At 50.7% G+C, this 7776-nt stretch carries 6 protein-coding genes; 1 reads left to right on the forward strand and 5 read right to left on the reverse strand.

Annotation, left to right across the window (positions count from 1 at the left end; genetic code table 11):
* Positions 1 to 34 precede the first annotated feature (34 nt).
* The 5 genes from OKB81_RS18245 to OKB81_RS18265 are packed head-to-tail and all read right to left on the reverse strand — an operon-like array spanning position 35 to position 6471.
* Positions 35 to 925: a DNA methyltransferase gene (locus OKB81_RS18245; protein WP_270805361.1), complete on the reverse strand. Its 891-nt coding sequence runs from the start codon at positions 923 to 925 to the stop codon at positions 35 to 37.
* A 17-nt stretch (positions 926 to 942) separates the two neighbouring features.
* Entirely contained in the window at positions 943 to 1587 is a 645-nt protein-coding gene (locus OKB81_RS18250; protein WP_161507942.1) for a DUF4276 family protein, read from the reverse strand.
* Complete coding sequence (locus tag OKB81_RS18255) at positions 1584 to 2711, reverse strand: AAA family ATPase (RefSeq protein WP_161507941.1); 1128 nt, start codon at positions 2709 to 2711, stop codon at positions 1584 to 1586. The genes OKB81_RS18250 and OKB81_RS18255 overlap by 4 nt, the downstream gene beginning before the upstream one ends.
* Entirely contained in the window at positions 2708 to 5563 is a 2856-nt protein-coding gene (locus OKB81_RS18260; RefSeq protein ID WP_161507940.1) for an SNF2-related protein, read from the reverse strand. Before OKB81_RS18260 ends, OKB81_RS18255 begins: the two co-directional genes overlap by 4 nt.
* Entirely contained in the window at positions 5560 to 6471 is a 912-nt protein-coding gene (locus OKB81_RS18265; RefSeq protein WP_161507939.1) for a WYL domain-containing protein, read from the reverse strand. Before OKB81_RS18265 ends, OKB81_RS18260 begins: the two co-directional genes overlap by 4 nt.
* A 160-nt stretch (positions 6472 to 6631) precedes the next feature.
* On the opposite strand from OKB81_RS18265, the gene OKB81_RS18270 reads away from it, so the two are divergent.
* A complete protein-coding gene (locus tag OKB81_RS18270; RefSeq protein ID WP_270665148.1) occupies positions 6632 to 7588 on the forward strand; it encodes a hypothetical protein in 957 nt (318 codons plus the stop codon).
* Positions 7589 to 7776: the final 188 nt, after the last annotated feature.

Raw genomic sequence — 7776 nt, forward strand, 5'->3', positions numbered from 1 at the left:
CGACTGTGCTCGGTGATTGATCCGGGAGATCAGATCACCACTTGGCTAGATAGTTCCCCGATTTGTGCAACAAGGCCTCACCAATCCCATCTACTCGATATAAAACACCCAACCCGTCGATATTTGATCGACCGGCCAAGAAATCTCTAAAAAAGCGACCTGATGAATTACCATCAAGAATAGTGCCTGATGCCCATACCTCTTTTAATCCATCATCAGATCCCACTCCTTTCTCTATTAAATATTCACCTTTCTGAAACACCATTACCCGCTTATTCCCCAACGAAATCTCTTTTCCTCCTGCCAGCTCCTTTATATAATAATTAAACTTCTCATAACTTGAGGTTTTTTTATTCAAATTCGGCTTCGCACCCCATCCTTTTCTATATACGTGCACTTGCTCGATTTGCTTATGAAAATCCATATCTTGCTTTAGTGTTTTATTTGCATATCTTACTTGTACATACAAAGTTGTGAGGTAGTTTTCTCGTCCAAAGACCTCATCCAGCATAACTTTCAAATAGTGTCCTTCAGCATCATCTATGTGGCAAGCCATGAAACCATCAAAAGCCAAAAGCTTATAAATCGCATCAATACGGTCTCTCATTAAAGTCAGCCATTTAGAATGCTCTAACCCATCCTCATAATGTTCAAATGCGTTCCCCGTATTATACGGCGGGTCAATATATACACATTTCACCTTGCCTGCGTATTGATGTTCCAACGCCTTAAGCGCCAGCAAGTTATCGCCATGGATTAACAGATTATCGTTGAAAGCCGTATTTGCTTCGCCTTCCTCGTTAGTAATCACCTTTGCAGACTGATAAGAGAGGCTTTTATCTTCAAGAAAAATACGCGGCTCAAGACGCGGGCGTTTATCCTTGCCAATCCAGGTGAGTTCCAATTTTTGCTTAGTTGTTGTCATGTTTATTCCAGCCATCATCAGCGAGGCAGCGCCAGCAGGCGCTCAATCCAGTTATTAAAATGGGGGCACTGGGCGCGAATGGCATCCAGCCCAATATCTTCAGCAATTAAAGGACCATCCACGGTCTTTTTATAGTGTGGCACTAACGCCAAGATTCGTTTTGACGGCGCAGTTTGCGGGCTGTTATTGATATGTTCTGGCGTTGCAAACGCGCCACGGATCGCGGCCATCGGTGCAAGCAGTGCCTGATCATCCAGCCATTCAGCAAACTTTTCTGGCGCACTGAACAGTAGCGCCTCGAACTCGTGCAACATCAGGTTAGGGATAAAATTGGGCGCATCGATATCCTGCTGCAATGCCAGCTCTAGTCGCACCACCTGCTCATGGGCATCCGCTACTCGGCCATCCAGCCCCGGAAAATCATTGGGCAGGCCATAGTAGTCCATCATGGTGGTGACATACGCCCCTTGGTCCTGCCGACACAAGCGCGTCAGTTGGTGCTTCACCTTGCCATAGCTGACTATCCCGCCCTTATGCCCTGGACTGGTCTGCGCCAGAATGGGCGTCAGATAAATGCCCAGACGCGAAAAATAGGGAACCAGCAGATCACGCACGAAAGTCTCTTCGGTTTGCCCTTCAACAAAGACCAGAACTCGACTCATGATTGTGGTCTCCCGCCCAGCAGGTTCTTCTTCCACAAATCACCCAGGCTGTAATCCTGTAGCCATTCGCTCAGTTGATCCTCTTCCAGACGTTTGAAGGTAGAGGCACCGTTCTGCTTATCCACGACGATCAGATCCTCGACATCAAACTGATTCACCAGCTCGACCGACTGGGTCGAGATGATCAGCTGATGTTCGATACTGGCGCTTTTAATCAGCTCGGCCAGCACATTGATGGCATAGGGGTGCAAGCCCAGCTCTGGCTCATCGACGATGATGGCGCTGGGCATAAACTCTTCCGGCTGCAGCAGCACAGTCGCCAGCAGGATAAAGCGCAGAGTGCCATCCGACAGCTCACTGGCCTTGAAGGGAATATCGTGATCCTTCTCGGTCCATTCGAGCTGAATGCTGTCTTGGTTGTCTGGTGTGGCGCGTAGGTAAAAATCACCGAAATAGGGTGCCACCATGCGAATGGTGCGCACAATCCGCTTGTAGTGGCCGGGATGATTTTTTTGTAACCGGAACAAGAAAGCCGCCAGATTTGCGCCATCTTCCCGCAGGTAGTCGTTATCGTTGATACGGTGGATCTGCTTGACCTTGGCACTCTCGCTGGTGTCATGGAAATGGTAAACACGCCAGCAGCGCATAATCTTTTGCATTTCAGGTGCCAGATCTTGAGCCATGGATTCAAAATGACCAGAGCTATAACTGCCCTTTCTTATCGTGACAGGAATAGTTCTTTCATCAGACAAAGCCAGATCCGATTGTTCATCATTCCCTTTTAATCCTTCCTGCCTAAATATCATCCTATTGTCATTCGTTGCCTCTAACGAGAAATAGTATTCATGCTGACCAAGCCATATATTGCCATTGATCTCATCCGTTTGTTTGCGGCCGTAATGCAACAGGAGATCTGGCCCCCCCGTTTTGCCAACCAACAATTGCAATCTTTTATCGAGCAGCGCAGCGATGAATTTGAAAAAACTGATGAAGTTCGACTTACCGGCACCATTGGCACCGATTAGCACATTCAAAGAGCCCATCTGCAGATCACACTTGGCAATCGACTTATAGCCATCAATCACGATATGGCTCAACTGAGCACTGCTGGTAATGTTCTTCATGCTGCCGCCTCACGTTCATTCGCCACGACCTGCCATGTTACCGCAAACAGCTCCGTCACACGGGTTTCTGTGGCCAGACGAGCTTCAACTTCTTCCAACAGGCGATCCTCTTCCTGTTCAATCTTCTTCTTCTCTTCGTAGTAGTGCAGCATGGCGTTATCGCGTTCTCTCTCTAGCTGTTTGAGTGCCTTCTTGGCTTCCATCTTCTCCTGCAAGGAGGTCAGCTGCCGTGATGCTTTACGTGCTTCCTTGATTTCCTGATCCAGCTGTTTGATACGCAGATCCAGTGCAATGCGTTTGTCTTCAGACCAACGCTCCAACTTCTCGACCTCTTCGCCATAGTAGGTTTCGTTATCGCGCTCAACCTCACGCTGAAAATCCCACAACTGTGCCTGCTGCCACTCTGACAGTGAAGAGAAGTCAGGCTCAGGGATGATGACTGGCACCTGGGCTAACGGCAGTTGCAATAGTCGCTCGACGATCTCGCTATGCAATGGCTCGCCATGCTGGTTGGTCGCCAGCAATAGCAACTGTTCCCGACGCTGCGCCGTTGATTCGATACTCACCTTGATGACCTTTAGCAAACCACGATTGCCTATCAAGGCTTTCACATCAGTCCATTGCCCCTGATCAGGCGAGCGTTCGTAAACAAACTGGAGAGCAGCAGGCGGCAAGTGAGCCGCCTTGGCCTGTGTAATCAACTCGGCGCCAAGACCATCATGAGGCCGGAAAAACTCACCATCCTCGATCTCTGCCGTCTGCCAGTTCAGACTGTATTTGCCATCGCGCCAGACAAAAGCCCCCGCAGCTTCACTAAACCCGCCCTGCTCCTGTAAGGCCATACGGGCCAGTAACAGCATCTTCTGCTGGTAAGCCGTCAATTCGATATTGGTCTTGTCCCGACGGGTATTTAGTCGGCTGACGACATCGGCATCGAAATGCTCAAACAACGACCGGCGGGTATCACTATTTTTGGCCTCCAACTGATCTTTGAGCTCTTCTTGCAATGAATTGAACTCAGATTCAATTTGCTCATCACTACGGCAGCGCTGGTAGATATCGTGGATCCGGCGTTCAATATCGACCCCTGACTCAATGGAGCCAAGGACTTCATCAGAAGCACCAAACACACCTTCAAACAGTTGAAATTTCTGACTCAGCAACTCAAACACGCGCTCATCAGCACGGTTGCCCTTGTTGATAAAATTGACCACGACAACATCGTTCTTCTGACCATAACGATGGACCCGGCCAATCCGCTGCTCGACCCGCTGCGGGTTCCAGGGCAGATCGTAATTGATCAGCAAAGAGCAGAACTGCAAGTTGATACCTTCGGCTCCCGCCTCAGTGCAGATCATCAAGGTGGCATCATCGCGGAACCGCTCAACCAGAGCCGCTTTCATATCTGCAGTTTTAGAACCAGAAATACGACTAGAGCCCCGATGACGCTCTAACCACTCCTGATAAATCTGTTTCGATACTGAATCACTGTTACTGCCGTTTAGCATCACGATCTGACCGTCATACCCTTGAGCCGCCAGCATCTCTGCCAGCCAGGTTTGGGTTCGGACTGACTCGGTGAAAATTACTGCTTTGCGGCTGCCACCTAGCTCGGCTGTTTTCTCAAAGGCACGTTCAAGCACGCGAACCAAGGCATCCGCTTTAGCATTGTTGGCGATACTGCAGGCCAGGCGTTGAAAATCCTTTAATAAATCAATCTCAGCCTGCAGAGCTTGAGGATCAATCAACTCCTCGTCGCTCACCCCCTCTTCATCCTGAAGGTCTGGCAAATTCTCATAATCTGCCAAGGCATCCAGCAGCGGCTGCTTCTGCTCCAGGCGAGTAATCATGGTCTGCAGGGTGCCTTGAATGGCAAACGACGATGAAGCCAAAATTTTGCGAATGACCAAGGTCACCAGATGTCTGGCACCACTTTTGATGGCTAGCAGATCTTCACGCTGCAGATACTCGGAGACCTGCCGGTACAGTTGCTCTTCTTGCGTTGAAGGGCGGAAATCCTCGGTCATGGAATAACGACGAGTGAAGCTAATACCGCCCTCTTCCTGTACCTGGCGTCTGAGTGTGCGATTGCACACTTTGCCCAAGCGATCTCGAAGCAACGCCAGTTCAACCTGATCCAGTTGTTGACGGCCATAACGGGCCTTAAACGATGGCAAATCGCCAAAGAAGTGCGGATCAATGATGGACACCAGCCCGTACAGCTCCAGCATACTGTTCTGCAATGGCGTGGCCGAAAGTAAAACTTTCTTAATCCCCATTAAGGCGTTATCAAGCACCTTGGCTGTCTTGGCTCCATCACTCTTGTAGACATTGCGCAACTTGTGCGCTTCGTCCATGACGACCAGATCCCACGGGATACGCTGAAGTTCTGACTCCTTGCGGGCTGCAAATTCATAGGAGCAGATGCAAATTGCAGGCTTTCCGGAAGCACGTTCCAGATCAAACGGATTGGCCACCCCCGCCTTTTTAGATTCATTGAAGGACTTTGCCTCCATGATCATTGAAGGCAGCGAGAATTTTTCCTCAAGCTCCTGACTCCACTGTTTGCGTAAAGTGGCAGGGGCTATCAACAGTAACTTACGACGGCGTTCGGCCCATTTCTGCGCCAAGACCAGGCTGGCCTCGATGGTTTTTCCAAGACCCACTTCATCGGCCAGAATTACACCGTTCGACAGTGGGGATGCCAGCGCGAACATGGCCGCCTCGATCTGATGCGGGTTCATATCAACCTTGGCTCCGGCCATCGTCTTGGTCAACGACTCTTCCGCCTTACCCTCTAGCGTCAGACTATGGGCCAGCCACGCTTGCTGATGTGCTGAATAATGACTCACGCTTTATCTCCCGTGGCAGATGCCGGTTGCACTGAGTTCGCTCCATAGCCCGGAGCCAGCACCAGATTTTCAACGCCATACAAGGTGGCCTGATTGTTCAAGGCCAGTGGATGGCGCTCGGCTGGCAAGCTGTGCTCCGGTGAACAGTCCACATTCCAGTAGTTGAGCAGATAGCCCGCCAACGCAGCGCGGATCTGCACACAGCGCTGACCATCGACCATGCCATAGTCCATCGCTATGGCCTCGGGATAGGCAATCGCAGGATGCGGGATCAGCTCCAAATCGACAATTCGGTTCCACTGATGATCAAACTCGCGAGTCTCTTTTTCCGGCGGAACATCGTTTAACAGCGAGACAGTTTCAAAGCGCGAACAGGAGAAATCACGGAACGCCTGCCGGAGCCGATCAAAGGCGCGAACATGCCAGCGATGACCATCATTGGCCAAGCTGTGGGGCACCAGCTCTCGTTGCGTTCGCCCGGACGAGAGCGAGACATAGCTGCAGCTGATGGCTTTTTGCAGATGAATGGCCCGCATCAAAGCGGACAATATTTCGGTCTTGGGCTGGATCAGTTGCTGCGGAGCCAGGCAACGCGCATTCGGCAACTGGGGTTGCGTGATGCCATTCCCAAAGCCAAAAGCCAGACAAGAGAGCGCGGCGGTAGGCTCATGGTCAAACAAAGGTTTGAATGCAGGCGTCCGCTCATAGACCTTGTTTTGCGGACGCAACACCAGGTTGCCCGCACAAAACTCCTTGTAGGCCCCGAAGTCACGGGTCGCAGCCGCAGGGCCAATACCGAAGCGCTCTATCAGCGCAGCACGGGTGATAGAGCCAAAGTAGTTGAGGCAAAAATCGATATACGCCAAGCGCTCACGCTGGGCATAGGGAAGCTCGTCTAAAACCTGCATGCGGTTACGGTCAGATATGTTCAATAGAGACTTAACCTATCATAACGAACAAGTCACGCAATCAAAATGATGACTTAATGTGAGCTTGATGATAAAACTGCCTCATGCGGCTCTTATCTGCTGATTTATCCAGCGAATAAATAGCGTCGAGGGGGATGTGGTGGCGGCATTTAACAAGATTCCATTTGCGATCAGAGAAGCGGATCGAAAGATCGTCAGCATTGAGGATGTGCCAAGAGGATTGGCGTGTGCATGTCGTTGCCCCAGCTGCGATGCGCGGCTGCAGGCAAGGAAGGGAGACGTTAACGAGCACCATTTTGCTCATCACGATAGCAGTGCAGAGTTGTGTGAGTTTGCTCTTGAAACCAGCATTCGCTTAATGCTGCTGGAGACGTTAGGACAGATCCAGTCGATCAGTACGCCGGATTTTTTGTGGGGAAAGGAGATCATCATTCGCGGACGAGAAAATGTGGCACTGACATTCGATCTCGACTTGTCACAGGGTAATCAAAGCCCGCATTTCATCTATAGAACGCCGCAAAACGATGACTACCGCGTTGGTCTCTACCTGCCTGCCGCCGGGCAAAACGCCCCTCCACTTTGGTTAGAAGAGTTCACCACAGCAAAGCCAAAAATCGGACTACTGCAGCTCAACTACAGAGCGATTGCCGAGCAGCTTCAGGGCGGTCACAACAACGAATATGTCGCCAAGCTGATCAGCATTGTTCAAACCGAGCCCAAAGCGCTGAGCTGGCTTTACCATCCGCGCTTTCAGGAGCGGGTAAAACAACGCCGACAGCAAGAAGAAGAGAAGCGCCAGCAACAACACAATGAACGGCAGGCTCGATTACAGCAGTATCGAATACTGCAAGCTCAACAGGCAGAGCAAGTATTACAAGCTAAAACCCGCTTACAGCTGGCCTACCATGATCTGGAGCATCGCCCCTACGGCTCCAATCAAGAGTGGGCGCCGTTGTCGGGTGAGAGAGTAAGTCAGGGGAACTGCGTCCGCCGCTGCCGCATTTGCGGAGCACCGGTGGACCCACCGACCTCTTCCGGTTACTGCCGTAACCGCCAATGCTACATTGCTCGACGAAAATATGGCATTCGATGCTGAACCACTCAACGAGTCGAGGAAGAGATGGACGACTACATGCCCCAGCTGATCCGGATCATGCCCGACTATGGTGGCGAATATGTCTTTGATGAAGATGGTGGTGTAACTCGGTTCATGTACAGGATCTTTAGCAGCAACCAATTGAAATAGATATAAAAATGGCTTCGATTGTGATCTGATTTTATCGC

The sequence above is a fragment of the Aeromonas sp. QDB56 genome, from assembly GCF_027705505.1.
Lineage (GTDB): Bacteria > Pseudomonadota > Gammaproteobacteria > Enterobacterales > Aeromonadaceae > Aeromonas > Aeromonas caviae.